This window comes from Amycolatopsis sp. Poz14 (assembly GCF_006704225.1).
Classification (GTDB): domain Bacteria; phylum Actinomycetota; class Actinomycetes; order Mycobacteriales; family Pseudonocardiaceae; genus Amycolatopsis; species Amycolatopsis nivea.
Genome location: NZ_JACLHD010000002.1, coordinates 273,252 through 289,475, shown reverse-complemented (window position 1 = coordinate 289,475; position 16,224 = coordinate 273,252). Strand labels below are relative to the sequence as shown.

At 67.4% G+C, this 16,224-nt stretch carries 13 protein-coding genes; 7 read left to right on the top strand and 6 right to left on the bottom strand.

Features of this window, described 5'->3' with window-relative positions; all coding sequences use genetic code 11:
- Nucleotides 1-2: 2 nt before the first annotated feature.
- From FKO37_RS45085 to FKO37_RS45070, 4 genes are all read left to right on the top strand, one after another.
- The gene (locus FKO37_RS45085; protein WP_238608545.1) at nucleotides 3-1,472 is read left to right on the top strand and encodes a hypothetical protein; all 1,470 of its coding nucleotides are present in this window, start codon (nucleotides 3-5) and stop codon (nucleotides 1,470-1,472) included.
- Nucleotides 1,473-1,480: 8 nt separating this feature from the next.
- A complete protein-coding gene (locus FKO37_RS45080) occupies nucleotides 1,481-2,215 on the top strand; it encodes an ESX secretion-associated protein EspG (RefSeq protein ID WP_238608544.1) in 735 nt (244 codons plus the stop codon).
- Nucleotides 2,216-2,290: 75 nt separating this feature from the next.
- Nucleotides 2,291-3,220 carry a triacylglycerol lipase gene (locus FKO37_RS45075; RefSeq protein WP_037815991.1) on the top strand — a complete coding sequence of 310 codons (930 nt, stop codon included), beginning with the start codon at nucleotides 2,291-2,293 and terminating at the stop codon, nucleotides 3,218-3,220.
- An 84-nt stretch (nucleotides 3,221-3,304) separates the two neighbouring features.
- A complete protein-coding gene (locus FKO37_RS45070) occupies nucleotides 3,305-3,727 on the top strand; it encodes a hypothetical protein (protein ID WP_037815990.1) in 423 nt (140 codons plus the stop codon).
- Here the strand turns inward: FKO37_RS45070 and FKO37_RS45065 are convergent.
- Nucleotides 3,663-5,567, bottom strand: coding sequence for a translation factor GTPase family protein (locus FKO37_RS45065; protein WP_238608664.1), 1,905 nt, complete (start codon nucleotides 5,565-5,567; stop codon nucleotides 3,663-3,665). The genes FKO37_RS45070 and FKO37_RS45065 overlap by 65 nt on opposite strands.
- Before the next feature lie 284 nt (nucleotides 5,568-5,851).
- On the opposite strand from FKO37_RS45065, the gene FKO37_RS45060 reads away from it, so the two are divergent.
- On the top strand, nucleotides 5,852-6,280 hold the full coding sequence (locus FKO37_RS45060) for a DoxX family protein (RefSeq protein ID WP_037815987.1): 429 nt from the start codon (nucleotides 5,852-5,854) through the stop codon (nucleotides 6,278-6,280).
- A 44-nt stretch (nucleotides 6,281-6,324) separates the two neighbouring features.
- On the opposite strand, the gene FKO37_RS45055 is transcribed toward FKO37_RS45060, so the two are convergent.
- The 3 genes from FKO37_RS45055 to FKO37_RS45045 all read right to left on the bottom strand — a co-directional run bounded on the left by FKO37_RS45055 (nucleotide 6,325) and on the right by FKO37_RS45045 (nucleotide 10,203).
- Complete coding sequence (locus tag FKO37_RS45055; protein ID WP_037815986.1) at nucleotides 6,325-7,029, bottom strand: TIGR03089 family protein; 705 nt, start codon at nucleotides 7,027-7,029, stop codon at nucleotides 6,325-6,327.
- A 98-nt stretch (nucleotides 7,030-7,127) separates the two neighbouring features.
- A complete protein-coding gene (locus FKO37_RS45050; RefSeq protein ID WP_037816404.1) occupies nucleotides 7,128-8,252 on the bottom strand; it encodes an LCP family protein in 1,125 nt (374 codons plus the stop codon).
- A gap of 412 nt (nucleotides 8,253-8,664) precedes the next feature.
- Nucleotides 8,665-10,203: an LCP family protein gene (locus tag FKO37_RS45045; RefSeq protein WP_238608542.1), complete on the bottom strand. Its 1,539-nt coding sequence runs from the start codon at nucleotides 10,201-10,203 to the stop codon at nucleotides 8,665-8,667.
- Between the two features lie 118 nt (nucleotides 10,204-10,321).
- On the opposite strand from FKO37_RS45045, the gene rfbB reads away from it, so the two are divergent.
- Nucleotides 10,322-11,314 carry a dTDP-glucose 4,6-dehydratase gene (rfbB, locus tag FKO37_RS45040; RefSeq protein ID WP_238608663.1) on the top strand — a complete coding sequence of 331 codons (993 nt, stop codon included), beginning with the start codon at nucleotides 10,322-10,324 and terminating at the stop codon, nucleotides 11,312-11,314.
- Between the two features lie 28 nt (nucleotides 11,315-11,342).
- The gene (rfbD, locus tag FKO37_RS45035) at nucleotides 11,343-12,227 is read left to right on the top strand and encodes a dTDP-4-dehydrorhamnose reductase (RefSeq protein WP_238608541.1); all 885 of its coding nucleotides are present in this window, start codon (nucleotides 11,343-11,345) and stop codon (nucleotides 12,225-12,227) included.
- A gap of 387 nt (nucleotides 12,228-12,614) precedes the next feature.
- Here the strand turns inward: rfbD and FKO37_RS45030 are convergent, their stop codons facing one another.
- A complete protein-coding gene (locus tag FKO37_RS45030; protein WP_134668790.1) occupies nucleotides 12,615-13,700 on the bottom strand; it encodes a glycosyltransferase family 1 protein in 1,086 nt (361 codons plus the stop codon).
- Nucleotides 13,693-16,206, bottom strand: coding sequence for a glycosyltransferase (locus FKO37_RS45025; protein WP_238608540.1), 2,514 nt, complete (start codon nucleotides 16,204-16,206; stop codon nucleotides 13,693-13,695). Before FKO37_RS45025 ends, FKO37_RS45030 begins: the two co-directional genes overlap by 8 nt.
- Between the last annotated feature and the right edge of the window lie 18 nt (nucleotides 16,207-16,224).

Here is a 16,224-nt window from a genome sequence, read left to right as displayed (position 1 = left end):
CGATGGGGTTCTTCGACTTCATCGGCGAGAGCGCCCAGTGGATTGGCGACCGGATCAGTGACGCGGATGACTGGGTCAACGATCGGCTCAAGGACGCTGGGAACTGGTTTTCCGACTTCTACCACGGGAACCTCGGTGATCAAGCTCTTCCGGCGCCGGCGATTGTGCAGCAGGTTCAGCAAGGGCCCGGAACGTCGTCGTGGGACAGTGGTAGTTCCATGGTTCAGAAGATGATCCAGGAGCACAACCAGAACAGCGACGACGCACAGCAGATCACCACCATGCTGGAATCTGTCTGGACCGGCGACGGTGCGGACGCGGCTCGGGCTCGGTTGAGGCCGTTGTCGGATGCTTCTTCTACTTCTGCGCAGGCGTACGTGGTCAATGGGCAGAAGTTGGTCGACACCACGCACGGCTATAACGACATGAAGATCGCGTTGCAGGCGATGCCTCCCACGCCTCCGCACAAGAATCTTTGGGACCAGGGGACTCCCTGGGACACTGATACCGAGAAGCAGATCAACGAGTACAACGCTGCTGCCAATCACAATGTCGAGCGGTATCAGAAGTACGCTGACCAGGCTAAGACCAATGGTCAGGGGTTGAATAGCAATTACGGTCAGGTTTCCGGGTTCGACGGGCAGAATCTCAAGATCGACTCCGGGGAAGATCGCGGCAAGGGCAAGACCGGGTCGCACGAGAAGGTCTATCGAAAAGGTGGGCAGGATTCTGGTGGGCCTGGGAGTGGGCCGGGGGCCAGTGGCGGGCTCGGGAGTGGGCCGTGGACCGTTGACGGGCCGGGAACCAGCGGGCCAGGGACCAGCGGGCCGGGAACCAGTGGGCCGGGAACCGGTGGGCTTGGGGGTAGTGGGTCTGGGGTTACTGGCGGACCCGGTGGGGTGTCGTACCCGCCGGGAGGTGTCACGGTGCCGCCGGGGTATCGGCCGGGGGAGGGTGATGGGACTTCGACGGCTGGGTGGACTCCGCCGTCGGTTGATCGGGGTGGTGGGTCGAGTTGGACTCCGTCGACGCCGACTTCCTGGGGCAATGGCACCGGCACCGGCACCGGCACCGGCAACAGTGGCGGTAGTACCTGGACGCCGGGCGGATTTGGGCCGTTCGGTGGAGCAGGCGAAACCGCGGGGCGCAGTGGCGGGATCGCGGCTCGGCTTGGCGGCGGTGCGGGCGCGGGCACAGGCGTAGGAGCCGGAGCCGGGGTCGGCGCGGGTGAGGAAGGTGCGGCCCGCAGTGGGGCTGCTGCGGCGGGCAAGGGCGCGGCTGGAGCCAAGGGCGCACCCGGGATGGGTGGCATGGCCGGCGCGGGAAAAGGCAAAGGCGAGGAAGACAAAGAACACCAACGCAAGTACGGAATCGACGACGACTCGGCCTTTTCGCTCGTTGACGAGAACGGCGAGCGGACCCTCGATCCCCGGACCGGGCTGCCTCCTACGCCTCCGACGATTGGTGGTTGAGGGGCTCGATGACGATCATCGACAGACCGCTGCGGATGCCGCGGTCGGTGTTTCTGGCGCTCTGGCACGAGGAAAACCTCGGGAAAGCACCGGTGGTGGTTGAGGACACCCCGATGTACCTCACCGAGGAGGGCGCGGCCGAGCGGGCGAAGCGGACGCGGGGGCTGCTCGAAGACCTTGGGGAGACGGCGGATGCGTTGCGCGGCACGCTCAAGCTGCTCGCGACGGCGCGGCATGAGGTGTACGGGTGGACTGACTTCGGCACCCATCAAGAGGACAACGGGGCGATTCTCGTCGCGGCGACCAAACCCGACGCCGTTCGGTTGATTACCGACTCGGAGTTCGTTCAGTTGGATCCGGTGTCGCCGGACGAGTTGGCGGCTTGTTTGGTCATGGCGATGCCGGAATGTCCGCCGGCATCCGTGCGGGCGATGCGGGTCAGCCGGGAGTACTACGACAACGGGGGAACGGACCCGCTGGCTGAGGAGGGTGGCGAGGCGGACGAGTTGCGGTATCTGATGCGGGCGCCGCGCGATGCGGTGCATCAGTTGCATGCCGCGGTCCGCGATGGGCGGGGCGAGCGGAGGTACAGCTCGCCGCTCTCGGTGCTTGATCTCAGTGGGCGCGGGCGGGTGTTGAGCTTCCAGACCACCAACGGTGGCGAGGCGCAGATTAGCGTCTACCCGGGAAATCGGGCCTCCTTGATCGATGCGGTGAACCGGGCACTCGTCAGTTTGCGATAAAAACTAGTAACCGCGTTTCCCTTTCTCGTGTTCCGCGTTAACCAAAGCGTCGGGTTCACAGAGAGGTGAAACGGAATGGGCGTACGCGCGTTCGGACGGGGCATGGTCCTCCTGGCAGCGGCGGTGGTCGCGCTCGGCGGGGGCACCGCGGTGGCAGCGACCGGGAAAGAACCGACCGGTCCGGTGCAGCCGAACATCATCGCCGCGGCGATCTACTCGGCCGGGCAGCCGACGATCGCGCCGCCGGGGGCCAACGACTGGAACTGCAAACCTTCCGCGGAGCATCCGAACCCGGTGCTGCTGTCCAACGGCACCACGGCCAACGCGTACGAGAACTGGGCGAACCTTTCCCAGCGGCTCGCCGATGAGGGGTACTGCGTGTTCGCGGGGAACTTCGGCGGGTCGCCGGGGGCGTTCCTGCAGACGGTGGGTCCGGTGGCGGGGACAGCCGGCCAGCTCGCGACCTTCGGGGACAAGATTCTCCAGGCCACGGGGGCCTCGAAGCTCGACGTCGTCGGGCATTCGCAGGGCGGGATGAACCCGCGCTACTGGATCAAGTACCTCGGCGGCGCGAGCAAGATCGGCAAGCTGATCGGGCTGTCTCCGTCCAACTACGGCACCAGCCTGTTCGGCCTGCTCACCGCGATCCAGGCGATCCCGCCCGCGCGCGATCTCGTCGGCGTGGCTTGTGCGGCTTGCAATGAGCAGTCGACCGGGTCGGCGTTCCTCAAGGACCTCAACGCGGGCGGCGACACGGTTCCGGGCGTCGACTACACCGTCATCCAGACCAGGTATGACGACGTTGTCACCCCGTACACCAACGCGTTCCTCAAGCCCGCGCCCAACGTGAAGAACCTCGTCCTCCAGGACGTCTGCGGGCTCGACTACACCGACCACCTCGGCATCACCTACGACCCGATCGCGCAGCGCGAGGTGCTCAACGCGCTCGACCCGCAGCACGCGAAAAAGCCCAACTGCGTGTTCGTGCCCCCGGTGATCAGCTGAGATACCCCCGCCCCGGGGTATAAACGCGAACACTTTCGCCGACCTGGTTGTGCGGACTCCGGCTCCGGTGTCACAGTCGGTGACATGTTCTGGCTGCTCCCCGACACCTGGACGCCGCACGACGAGGCCGAGCTGGTCGCCGGATGGCGGCTCTGGCTCGAGCTGAGCGACCGCGCGTGGCCCACCGCGTCGTGGGACGGCACCCCGTCCGGCGCGGTGGGTCCGTTGCGCGAACTGCTCGACGCGTGCGACGAAATCGAGAGCACGTGCCGGGAAACGGCCGAGCCGTCCGCGGAGTTCGCGGACATCGTTCAGCCGCTGGTGTTGTGCGCGAGCGCGGTCATCTGCCTCTGGTGGGACGACCACGCCCCGCTCGACTCCACCCGTGCGAAGGCGCTCCACGAGGACCTGCGCCGGTTTTCAGCCCTCGCGGAGCGCGTTCTCACGCTGTTGTCCGCCCACGGCGGCTGGACGGAACTCGACCTGGCCCGCCGCCACCCGGCTTGAGCCGGTACTCGGCGAAACTGGTGACCAACGTGCCCTCGCCTTGGGTGAGCGCGGGCAGTGCTTGTTCCAGTTCGTGCGCTGAGACGGCGGGGAGATGACCGTCCATAGTGCACCGATCTTCGGTAATCACTGGTTCGCCGGGGACGGCGCGTAGCTCGATTAGCTTGCGCAGTACGGCGCTGATAGCGGAAGCCGGAGCCTCCAGTTCGAACGCGTGGACTGGTTCGTACACACGGGTTCCGGCCTGTCGAAGCGCCTCCTGCAGTACCAACCGTGTCATGCCGCGGAAATCGCCGGCGGTGCTGGCTGGTGGGTAGAACGCGGTGTCGGTGAGGGTGACCACGCAGTCGATCACTTCCCGGCCGTGCAAACCCTCGTGCAGGACCTCGTGGACAGTGTCCTCAATGGCCGTGTGGAAGGAAAGCGGCAGCGAGCCTAGTTCGACTTCCAGCCGGTAGCCGGTACCGGAGCCGGGCGGGCCGGGTTCGACGCGGAGTCCGACGGTGGCCCAGAAGAACACTCGCTCGTCTGGGGCGGGACGGCGCACGCGATGTCCAGTCCCGTGTAGACGTTCGACCAGCAGCGGTCGCGACTCCTCGAATTCGGCGGCGATGCCGAACTCTTCGGCAAGGGTCGTCCGGATGACTTCCTTCTGCACCTCGCCGTACAGGCGGACGGTGATTTCCTGATCCTGTCGGCGGATGCTGATCAACGGGTCCTGTTCGGACAGTCGGGTCAGCGCGGTGTACAGCGCACTGGTCTGGTCTGGATCGACTGGATACACCAGCGTTTCCAGGCTCGGCGGGGCGAAGAACCGGTCCTGAGACAGGTCGGCGCTGTCGCCTAATCGGTCACCGATCCGGATCTCCGGCAAGCCCCAGACGCGTGCGACATCTCCGGCCAGCGCCTCGCCGGACACGGGCGTCGCGCCGTGCTCGAACACTCGTACTGCGGACGGGCGGCCGACGCCTTCCGCGCCCACGCGGCGGAAGGGTACCGGTCGGCGTGCTGCCAGGGTTCCGGAAAACATTCGCACGTAAGCGATTTTCTCGCCCGAGCGGCCGCGTTCGATTTTGAAGACCGTGGCGTCGAGCGGTCCGTCGCCGCGGCGTTCGCGAGATGGCAGCAGTTCGTAAACCCCGGCGATGAGGTCGGCGACGCCAGCGCCGGTAGCTGCGGAGCCGAAGAAGACTGGATACACCGAGGCAGTGGATACCTGGCGCACCAATGCTTTTCGGTAATCCACAGGAGACGCTGTACCGGCTACATAGGACTCAAGGAAGACGTCGTCTCCGGCGAGAGCGTCGGCGAGTCGTTCGTCGAAGGGCAGTGGCACTGGGTGGGCGTTAGCGGTGCCGAGTTCTTTTACCGTGCTCATTGCGACACATCGCGGGGAAAGCTTGGTACACAAGGATTCCAGCAGCGACGCTTCCCGCGCGCCGGTGCGGTCGATCTTGTTCACGAATACCAGCACCGGAATGCCGAGCCGGACGAGCGTGCGCATCAGCACGCGGGTCTGGGCTTGCACTCCTTCCACCGCGGACACCACGAGCACCGCGCCGTCGAGCACGCCGACGGCGCGTTCGACCTCCGCGATGAAATCGGGGTGGCCGGGGGTGTCCACGAGGCTGAGCCGGTGGCCAGGCGTGCTGACCGCCACGACGGCGGACTTGATGGTGATGCCGCGCCTGCGTTCGAGGTCGAGCGAATCGGTCTGGGTGTCGCCGTCGTCGACGCGACCGGCGTGGTCGATCACGCCGGTCTCGAACAGCAGACGTTCGGTGAGGCTGGTTTTACCTGCGTCGATGTGCGCCAGGATGCCGATGGTCAGTGTTTTCATGCGTGCGGAAGTCCTCAGCTGCGGGAGACAGGCCGAACTGGGGTCGATCGGACTGTCGGCGCATCGGGACTCCTCGCAGGTGGCGAACAACAGCGAACTACACGGCCGCGAGCAGCACACACCCGCGGTTATCGGCACGGTAGCGCCGGGCCGGGCGCGGTGTACAGCGAGTTTTCGGTGCCTGTCGGTTTCCTGTCGATCACTGGCTGACACCCCCGCGGCGGTGTTCAGTGCCCTACCGTGGGCCTGGTCAGTTGAATTTTCACCTATCGGGAGCTGTCTCCATGTTGACTCGAGTCAAGGACGTCGCGCTGCTGCTCGGCCGGATCGGCATCGCGGTGGTGTTCTTCGCCCACGGCCTGCAGAAATGGGACAGCGGCGTCGGGGCGACCGCCGACATGTTCAGCCAGATCGGCATCCCGCTGCCGAGCGTCTCCGCGTTCCTCGTGATCGTGCTCGAATTGCTCGGCTCGATCGCGTTCGTCGTCGGCTTCCTGCTGCCGGTGGTCGCCATCGGCTACGCGATCAACATGGCCGGCGCGCTGATCTCGGTGCACGCGGCGCACGGTCTCACCGGCGAAGGCGGCTACGAACTGGTGCTGGTGCTCGGCCTCACCGCGCTGGCACTGGGCTTCAACGGCGGACGGCTGTCCCTTGACCACGTGCTGTTCCGGCGTCGCCGCGAAGGGGCGCACGAGCTGCAGAGCGCCTGAGTGCGTCGTGAGTGCTGATCACGGTTCCTAACCGTGGTCAGCACTCACGAGGGCAGGTCGGCGGTGGTGCGTTCGGCCTCGCGGCGGGCGGACAGTTTCGCCGGGTCGGCGTTCGTCACCTGGACTAGGTGCGCGCTAGCGGCGAGCGGAACGAGCAGGCCGTCGAGTACGCCGTCCGGCACCGTCCAGTCCATCGTGGACAACACTCGGTCCGCTGCGGTCAGGCCGAGTTTTGCCGCGCGTGCAGTGGCTTCTGCCCACACTTCGTCCACTGTGGAGGAACCGAGCGCGGGAGTGTCGCCGGGCGTCGGCTGCGCCGGGAAGAACTGGTCGCCGGACATCCGGGCTTCGCTGAGGTAGTCGAGCGCTCCGCCGGACGGCGGGGTCGACAGGCCGCGCCCCATCGGGTCGAGCGACACGATCGCGACGGCCGGGGCGTCGATCTCCTCGTCCGGGGTGGTGAACACGACCCGCGCGCCGTCGGGTTCCGCGACCACGCGGGCTCCGCACCACCACGCGCCGAGCAGCACGCCCGCGGTCTGCCAGTGCGCGGGCAGCCGCACCGCGACGGCGTCGCCCTGCTCCACGTCGAACTCGTCGACCAGCCAGTTCGCCGTTTTCGCGGCCCAGTTCTGCATCGTCGCCACGGACAGCTCGACCCGGCTGCCGACCCGGTCGTCGTAGTGCGTGATCAGCGGTTTCGCCGGCGAGGACAGAAGCGGGCGCAGCAGCTGCTCGGTGAGGCTCATGCGCCCGCCTCGCTAGCGCTCGGCGCGGCATGAGCCGAAGGCGCAGTGTTGGATGATTCGCTCGCAAGCTCGCTCATGTCTTCAGGCTAGTCGCGGCGTCAGTCGACGCAGGGCACGCCCGGGATTCCGGAGTCGAGGCTCTGCGACACCGCACCGGCCGCCGCGCCGCCGCCCCCGGTGCCGCCGGTGCTGGTGCGTCCGGCCAGTCCCGCGACGAACTTCCGCACCGCCGCCGGATCGACCTCGACGATGCTCTGCCCGTCCTCGCTGCGGCCGTTCGTGGTGATCACCGGGATCGTCGCGAAGGTCAGGTCGCCGGACGCGATGCCCTTGACCTGCTGGGCGAATTCGAGCACGTCGAGGCTGTCGTCGAGGACGAACGACCGGTGCACCGCGTCCATCAGGCTGTTCAGCGTGCCCGGATTGGCGAGCGTGCCCGCGGACAGCACCTTGCGCAGCGCCGAGGACAGGAACGCCTGCTGCCGCTTGATCCGGTCGAGGTCGCCGTTCGGCAGGTTCTTGCGCTGGCGCACGAAGGACAGCGCCTCGCCGCCGCTCACCGTCTGCACGCCGCGGCGGAAGTTCGCGCCGGAGTCCTTGTCCGAGGTCGCGTGGTTGAGGCACACCGGCACGCCGCCGACGGCCTCGGTGATCAGGTAAAACCCGAGCAGGTTGATCTCGGCGTAGTGGTCGATGCGCGCTTGGGTGAGGTCCTGCACGGTCTGGACCAGCGCGCGCCGCCCGGCAGCGTCCGAATCGCGGGCGATCTTCGCCTGGTCGCGCTCGCCCTGCGCGCGTTCCTCCTGTTCGGCGTGCGCCTTGGCGACGCCGTACGCGGAGTTGATCTTCGCCTTGCCGCGGCCGGGCACGTCGACCCAGCTGTCGCGCGGGATCGACACCGCGGACGCCTTGCCGCCGTTCTTCGGGATCCGCAGCAGGATGACTGTGTCGGTATTGATGCCGGCCTTGTCCTCGGTGCGCAACGACTTCAGCATGCTCGGCGGCAGCGGGTTGCCCTGCTGGTCGGTGCGCGCGTCGCTGCCGACGAGCAGGATGTCCGTGCCGCCGTCGTCGGCGGGCGGGGCCGGGGGCTCGCCCGCGCGCGGGGTGAGGACGTCGGCGGTCGCGACGTTGTCCTGCAGTTTGTCCTTGGTGACGTACGCGTAGCCCGTGCCGCTCAGCGCGAGCAGGGAGACCAGGCCGATCGCGACGCGGCGGGTGATCCGGGTGGCCCGGCCCGAGCGGCGCTGCGGTTCCGGCGGCGGGGCCGGGTTCGACGGCTGGGGGAGTTCGACGCGCGGATGCGGCGAGGGTTTCCACTCGGAAGCGGCAGCGGCGCCCTCGGCGACCGGCTCGGTTTCGTCCGCGGCGGTGTCCTCGGCTGCCTCTTCGGCGGGGGGCTCAGACTCTTCGGCAGCGGGCTCAGCGGACGCGGATTCCTCGGCAGCAGGCTCGACGGCCGCGTGCTTCGGCTCCGGCGTTCCGGCGGATCCGCGGTCCGAGGCGTCGGAAACCGCCGGACTGTCGGCGGAATCCGCCGTCCGGTCCGGTTTGTCCTGGTTTTCGCTCACCCCGGCTACCTCCCCGTTCACCAGCGTACGGCCTGCGGCGCACCGGCACGCTGGGTGCTCGACTCTAGTTGACGCAGGGAACATCGCCCGCCGTGATGAGCGGCGCGGGTGAGGTCGACGGGCTGGACGGAGGGGCTCCGGACGGCGAGGACGCGGGCGGTGCCGCAGGAGGAGCCGAGGACGTCGTGGCCGGCGCGCCGGCGGTGTCGCGCGCGTCCTTGCCGAGGATCACCCGGACGTGCCCGGCGGCGACGTCGGCGTCCGGCTCGGCCTGAGCGTTGCTGCCGAGAGCTTGGCGGACCAGGTCGGCGGCGGCCTCGTCCGACGGGTGGTAGCGCAGCACCGTCGTCGCACGGGTGGACAGCTTCGTGCTGGTGCCGAGCTGGAAACCCTTGCCCTGCAACAGAGTCTGCACCTGATCGGCGGCGCCCGAGCCGGAGCCGTCGAACAGCTCGACGGTGGTCTGCGCGGCCCCGGGCAACGGCGCGTTGCTGGGGATCGGGGTGCTGCCGTCGGAGGTCAGCCGGTCGATCTCGGCGCGGACCTTCACCGGGTCGACGCGCAGCACGTCAGCGCCGCCCATGACCGCGTTGCCCTCGGTGGGAATGGTGTGGAATTCGACGTTTCCGCCGGTCAGCCCGCGCATCTGGTCGACGAACTCGGACAGGTCCCAGCCGGCGGACAGCACCACGGACTTCTTCACCGCCTCGATGAGCTGCGCGATCCGCACCGGGTTCGCGAGCACCTCGGACGAGAGCACCTTGCTCGCGAGCCCGGACAGGAACGCCTGCTGGCGCGCGATCCGGTCGAGGTCGCCGTTCTGCAGGCCGTAGCGCTGGCGGACGAACGCGAGCGCCTGGACGCCCTCGATGGTCTGCTTGCCCGCGGGCAGGTCGACGCCCGACTTCTTTTCCTTCACCGGGTTCTTGAGGCACACCTGCACGCCGCCGATGGCCTTCGTGACCTCGTAGAAGCTGGCCAGGTTCACCTCGGCGTAGCGGTCGATCATGCCCGGTTTGCCGATGAACTTCTCGAGCGTCGCGACGAGGTTCTTGCGTCCGGCGAGCTTGGCTTTCTCGTCGACGTCCTTGAGGTCGGCGTTGCCCTTGGCCTGCAGCGTCTTGGCGGTGTCGTTGTAGGCGTAGACGTAGGCGCTGTTCAGCTTGTGCTTGCCGAAGCCGCCGGTGATCTCGACGTAGGAGTCGCGCGGGAAGGAGATGGCGATCGCGTGCTCCCCGTTCTGCGGGATGTGCACGAGGATCATCGTGTCGGTCTGCTTTTCGCCGTCGGACTCGCCCGCGTGCAGCATGTCGAGCACCTCGCGGGGCAGCGGATTGCCCTGCGCGTCGGTGCGGCTGTCCTGACCGACCAGGAGGATGTCGATCGCGCCGTCGAGCGGTTTCGCGTGCGGCTGCTGTTCGCCGAAGATCGCCGTGGTGGAGAAGCCGGACCGCGGGTCGCCGATGAACTGCCAGCCGTACCAGGTCACCGCCAGCACGACCACGGACACGACGGACAGCAGGATCTTCCCGCTTCGCCGCAGCACGACAAGCACGCCGCGACCGCGGTGCGCCGGCAGCGGCGTCCCCGGCCATTCGGCCACTGTTCCTCCCCAGGATGCCCCGCGCTTTTCGCGCTTTGCCGAACTCTACCGAGTCTCAGGTGAGCCACCCGTAGGCTGGTGGCGAGAGTGCCCGGTCGGGCGGAAGGGGTGGATGAGGATGCGGGTCCTGGTCACGGGCGGTGCTGGGTTCATCGGTTCGCATTACGTGCGGCAGGTGCTGTCGGGGGCGTATCCGACACTGTCCGACGCCGAGGTGGTGGTGCTCGACAAGCTCACCTACGCGGGCAGCGAGGCGAACCTCGCCCCGGTCGCCGACAGCCCGCGGCTGCGCTTCGTGCGCGGCGACATCTGCGACACCGCGCAGGTCGCCGAGCTGATGAGCGGCGTCGACCTGGTCGTGCACTTCGCCGCGGAGTCCCATGTGGACCGCTCGATCCTCGGCTCGGCGGACTTCGTGCTCACCAACGTGCTCGGCACGCAGACCTTGTTGCAGGCGGCGCTGGAGGCACAGGTCGGGAAGTTCGTGCACGTCTCGACGGACGAGGTGTACGGGTCCATCCAGGACGGTTCGTGGTCGGAAGACCACGTACTGGAGCCGAATTCGCCGTACTCCGCCTCGAAGGCCTCGTCGGATCTGATCGCCCGCTCGTACTTCCGGACGCACGGTTTGCCGGTGTGCGTCACGCGGTGCTCGAACAACTACGGCCCGTACCAGTTCCCGGAAAAGGTCATCCCGCTGTTCGCGACGAACCTGCTGGACGGCAAGAAGGTCCCGCTGTACGGCGACGGCCTGAACGTCCGCGACTGGCTGCACGTGGACGACCACTGTCACGGAATCCAGCTGGTCGCCGACGGCGGCCGTCCCGGCGAGATCTACAACATCGGCGGCGGCACCGAACTGACCAACCGGGACCTGACCGAACGCCTGCTCGCCGCGGTCGGCGTCGGCTGGGAAATGGTCGAACCGGTGGCCGACCGCAAGGGCCACGACCGGCGGTACTCGGTCGACATCGCGAAGATCAGCGGCGAACTCGGTTACGCTCCGCGGGTGTCGTTCGAGGACGGTTTGGCGGAGACGGTGCGCTGGTATGCCGACAACCGCGCGTGGTGGGAGCCGCTGAAGGCCCGCGCCGCGCTCGGCACGTCCTGAAACCCTTTTCGCAGTAGGAGGTACGCCGGTGCGGCTGGCAGTGCTCGTGCCCGGCGGTTCTGGCCAGCTAGGCCGGGACCTGGTGAATTCCGCGGGCCCGGAAACGGAGGTGCTGGCGCCTTCGTCGGCGGAGCTGGACATCACGGCAACCGGCAAGGTGATCGCCGCCGTGGGAGAACTGGCAGAGCGCGCTTCGGCGGCAGGTGCGGTGCCGGTCGTGATCAACGCCGCGGCTTACACGGCAGTTGACGCAGCGGAGTCGGATGAGGCTAGAGCGTTCGCGGTGAACGTCGACGGACCACGGGTACTGGCAGCGGCTTGCACTTCACGGCGAGTGCCGTTGATTCACATCTCTACGGATTATGTATTTCCTGGGGATGGAGATCGGCCGTACGAGGTCGATGATGCTTTGGGGCCTAAGAATGCCTATGGGCGGACTAAGGCCGCAGGGGAGGACGCGGTACTCGGGTCAGGAGCGTCGGCCTGGGTAGTGCGGACGAGCTGGGTTTATGGGAAGACCGGAGCCAACTTCGTAGAGACAATCCGGCGGCTGGAATCGGAACGTGACCAGTTGTCGGTGGTAGCTGACCAGGTAGGCGCACCGACCTGGTCAGCTGATCTTGCCCAAGGCCTCTGGGAACTGGCAGGAGCGATCGCCGAGGGACGCGGACCTGAAGGAAAGGTCCTGCACTGCACCGGCGGCGGAGAAACGTCGTGGTACGGATTCGCCAGGGCGATCTTCGAAGAAATCGGAGCGAACCCCGAGCGAGTCAAGCCGTGCACCACCGAAGAATTCCCCCGCCCAGCACCCCGCCCCGCTTATTCTTTGCTCTCCAACGCGTCTTGGCGAGACGCAGGACTTACCCCACTGAGGGATTGGCGCGCGGCTTTAAACAGCTACATCCACGCCTAAAGAGGAGAAAGGCCCAGCCCCCACCCTGCGCCCCGATACGAAGCTGCCCTGCGGTTCGGGGGTGCTTGTCAAGGCATCTTTCCCGCCTTGACAAGCACCCCCGAACCGTCAGCACAATTGGGCTTCGGGGCCTTTCTCCGGGCGATTTCTTTTCCGGCTTCGCTGGTTCTTTTCCCCGGCTTCGCCGGCTCTTCCCCGGCTTCGCCGGGCCTTTCGGCTTGTGGCCCCCCACCCCGATCCTTTAATTGTCACTACGGTCTGAGGTGCTTGTCAAGGCTGGAAAGAGTACCTTGACAAGCACCTCAGACCGCGTGCTTGGCGGGGATCGGGGATGCGGGGGTCTGGGTGGTGCCCCTGTTATGCGTTGATGCTGCGGTTTTAAACCGTTTACGCTTCGGTTGCCTGACGATATGCGTTTAGCGTGCGTAGTGCGGTGTTGTGCCAGGTGAAGCTTGCCGCGTGGGTTCTGCGGGCGGTGGAGGTGGCTAGGCCGTGGGGGTCTGTTACGGCTTGGCGCAAGGCTTCTGCGAGGCCGTCTACGTCGTCGTACGGGACTAGGGTTGCGCAGTCTCCTGCTACCTCGCGTAGAGCCGGGATGTCGGTGCAGACGACGGGGACATCTGAAGCCATTGCTTCCAGGACCGGCAAGCCGAAGCCTTCATCCCTCGACGGGAGAACCAATGCTGCGGCGCCAGCCACGACCGTGCGGAGGTCCACATCGGACAGATAGCCGGTCTGTCCTGACCTCGGCAACCTGGGGAATGGGCCGGGGCCAGCGAAAACCAGCGGTGGCAGGTCTGGGGCGGCGGCGTGGGCGGCGGCTAGCCAGTCGAGACCCTTGCGTGGTCCGGCGGCGCCGGCGAACAGCAAATACTTCTCTGGCAACCGCAGCTTCGCTCGCACTCCGTCATCCGGCGGGCGGGCGGTGAACCAGGCTGGGTTCACGCCTAGCGGGGTGGCGATGATCTTCGATCGATCGACATCGAGTTTCTCCGCGACGGAATCCGCGACGGCCTCGGTGGGGGTGCAGATGACATTCGCTCGGTGGGCGCCGCGTCGGACCAATTCTGGGAGGGTTCGGTCGGAGTGGGCGAGTTCCTGGGGGGCGTCGATGAAAGCCAGGTCGTGGATGGTCAGTACCGCGGCGGCACGGAGGCGGCCGGGGAGGACGAAGTTCGTGCCGTGGACTACATCGGTTGGTCCGGCGAAAAGTTCGACGGGGGGTAGCTGGGTGCGCAGCCAGGTGGCTCGCAGCAGCCTTGCGGAGACTGGCATTCCGCGTGCCTGAACGCCGTGTGGCAAGACATGCCGCAGTTTCCGCCAGCCCCGCAGAGTGAACGCGACTGCACGAAGGTCCACTTCGGACATTGAAGCGAGTTCTTCGCTCAACGCGGCGGTGTACCGGCCAATGCCCGTCCGGGAACCGAGCAGAGGGGTGCCGTCTAGCAGGACGCGCAGCGGACGGTCAGCCACGGCGCAACCGCTCCCGTGCTACCTTCGTGACCCGTCCTGCTGCTCGCTTCGCCAGTTCGCCTGGGCCGCCAGCGGCGAGATATTCCCGCATCAGAGCCAAATCGCGCCGCACCATCGCGGTGCCGCGTACCGGGTCGCTGACGGTGAGGTCGGCGCCGCCGGGCAACCGGTCCGCGGCGGGGCGCGGGTTGCGGCAGAACTCCACCAGGGGTTTCAGCGCTTCCGGCCAGGCGTAGCGCTGCGCGACTACTCGGATCCGTTCGACGCACGCGTCGGCGAATTCCCGGTCGTACAACGACTTTTCCAGAGCGTCTGCCAACGCGCCCGCGTCTTCGGCGGGGACGACGACGCCGAGACCCTCCGCGCGGACGAGGTCGGCGAATGCGTCACCGTCGGTCGTCACGATCGGCAAACCGGCCCACAGGTAGTCGAGAACCCGGGTGCGGAAAGCGAAAGTCGTCTCGACGTGTTCGTAATGCGTGGTGACACCGCAATCGGCGTCGAGAAGCCAGTTCTGGCGGTCCGAATACGGGACCCATTGTTCGTTGAAGAAAACGTTCTTGTCCGTGAGGCCCAGCGAATCCGCCAACCGCACGGTCCGCGCGCCGATGTCCATTTCGGCGACCTCGGGGTTCGGGTGCTTCATGCCGAGGAACACCAGACGGGCGTCGTCGCGGCGGTGGCGGAGGAGGCCGAAGGCGCGGATCAGGGTCAGCGGGTCGAACCAGCTGTAGACGCCGCCTGCCCACAAAACGACCCGGTCGGATTCGCCGATGCCGAGAGCGGAACGCAGACCCGGGCCGGTGCGCGTCGGGGCTTGCGGGGAGAGCCCGAACGGGACGACGGCGAGCAGGGACTGGGTGGTCGGGTCGGCGTCGTAGAGGCGCGGGGACAGGCGGCCGAGCGCGGCGAGGTGGCCCAGCCAGAAGTGGCGCTGGCGTTCGGAGGCGCAGAGGAAGAAATCGGCGCGTTCGAGCTGGGCGTCGAGGACGCGGGTGACGCCGGCCAGGTCGAGCGCGCGCTGGTCGTCGGGAGCGTCCTTGCCCTGTTCCAGCAGCTCCAGGTGCATCGGGTCGTACACGTCGGCGACCACGATCTTGTGCTCGTGCTGCTTCTTCAGCGACGGCGCCAGCTCCAGCACGTGCCCCTGAAGGATCACGACGTCCGCCCATTCGATCGGGCCGTCGAGGTCGCGGTGCTTGCCCGAGCTGACCTGGAAGGCCGCCGGCGGGGGCGAGACCAGCGGGTTGGTGGTCATGAGGTGCACGTCGTGCTCGGCGGACAGCGTCGAGGCGATGTTCCACGCCCGGATCGCCGGGCCGGCCATGCGCTCGGTGATCGAATCGCCGGTCAGCACGAGGATCTTGCGGCGCTGGCCGAACACGTCCTTGATGCCGAACGCTTCGACGAGGATTTCGTGTGCGCGAAGGTAATCCGGCAGCGGGTACGCGGGCTCAAGTGCCTTGCGCAGCAACGGAAGCAGGTCCGCGTCGGTACGCACGCGCGCGGCCTGCTCGACTGCGCGGGACTCCGCCAGCGACGGCATCATCTCCACGAATCGGTCCACTGCCAGTACTCCGGCGAGCGTGGTGCGTGGGACCGCGACCTCCGAGGTGTCGACGGGGCCGACGCCCTTTTCCAGATCAAGCTGGTCCGGGTTGATGCCGCCGCGTGCGGTCGCCCGGCGGACGGCCAGCGCGAGGGCCGCGGGAAGAGCGCGAGCCAGGGATTCGTCGGAGAGGTTCTTGTACAGCGCGGCCAGTGCGTTGCGTTCCAGCAGGAACGTCTCGCGGCCGGTGTCGGGCGCGTCGACGGCTGCCATGGTGCCGTGGTGGCGGTGGTAGGTGAGCGATTCCGGCACGTAGCGGACGCGCCAGCCGCGCAGGTTGAGCCGCCAGCCGAGGTCGACATCCTCGTAGAACATGAAGAAGCGCTCGTCGAAACCGCCGAGTTCGGCGAACACCGATGCGCGCACGAACAGCGCCGAGCCGGTGCCGAAGAGGACGTCCTTGGCGACGTCGTGCTCGGCCTCGGGCACGTCCGCGATCGGGCTGCCTGCGTGGCGCTTGTAGCCCATGCCGAACCAAGTCAGACCCGCGTCCACGAAGTCGGTGCCGGTGCCGTCCCAGTCGAGGACCTTGCTCGCCACCGCGGCGACGGTCGGCTGCGCGCGCAGTTCGGCGACGGCCGCGGAGACCCACGCCGGAGCGGGGCGGGCGTCGTTGTTGAGGAAGCCGAGGACGGTGCCGTTCGCGTGCTTCGCGCCCAGATTGCAGCCGCCGGCGAACCCGGTGTTGACCGGCGATTCGATGAGCCGCACGTCGGGCACCTCGGCGCGGATGCGGGCCGCGTCGTCGCCGCCGGAAGCGTTGTCGACGCAGATCAGCTCGACATTCGCGTAATCCAGGTCGGTTCGCAGCGCCCGCAGGCAGGTGATGGTGTCGTCGGCGCCGCGGTAATTCACCACGATCACCGAGACGAGCGGTTGCGGGTCCCCCACTGCCAAGACGAGCTCCTCCGTCGA

Excerpts from the sequence above, each read along its gene's own strand:
- FKO37_RS45080 (WP_238608544.1), top strand. The coding sequence starts at position 1,481 with ATGACGATCATCGACAGACCGCTGCGGATGCCGCGGTCGGTGTTTCTG.
- FKO37_RS45085 (WP_238608545.1), top strand. The coding sequence starts at position 3 with ATGGGGTTCTTCGACTTCATCGGCGAGAGCGCCCAGTGGATTGGCGAC.
- FKO37_RS45065 (WP_238608664.1), bottom strand. The coding sequence starts at position 5,567 with ATGAAAACACTGACCATCGGCATCCTGGCGCACATCGACGCAGGTAAA.
- FKO37_RS45055 (WP_037815986.1), bottom strand. The coding sequence starts at position 7,029 with ATGAGCCTCACCGAGCAGCTGCTGCGCCCGCTTCTGTCCTCGCCGGCG.
- FKO37_RS45070 (WP_037815990.1), top strand. The coding sequence starts at position 3,305 with ATGTTCTGGCTGCTCCCCGACACCTGGACGCCGCACGACGAGGCCGAG.
- FKO37_RS45075 (WP_037815991.1), top strand. The coding sequence starts at position 2,291 with ATGGGCGTACGCGCGTTCGGACGGGGCATGGTCCTCCTGGCAGCGGCG.
- FKO37_RS45060 (WP_037815987.1), top strand. The coding sequence starts at position 5,852 with ATGTTGACTCGAGTCAAGGACGTCGCGCTGCTGCTCGGCCGGATCGGC.
- rfbB (WP_238608663.1), top strand. The coding sequence starts at position 10,322 with ATGCGGGTCCTGGTCACGGGCGGTGCTGGGTTCATCGGTTCGCATTAC.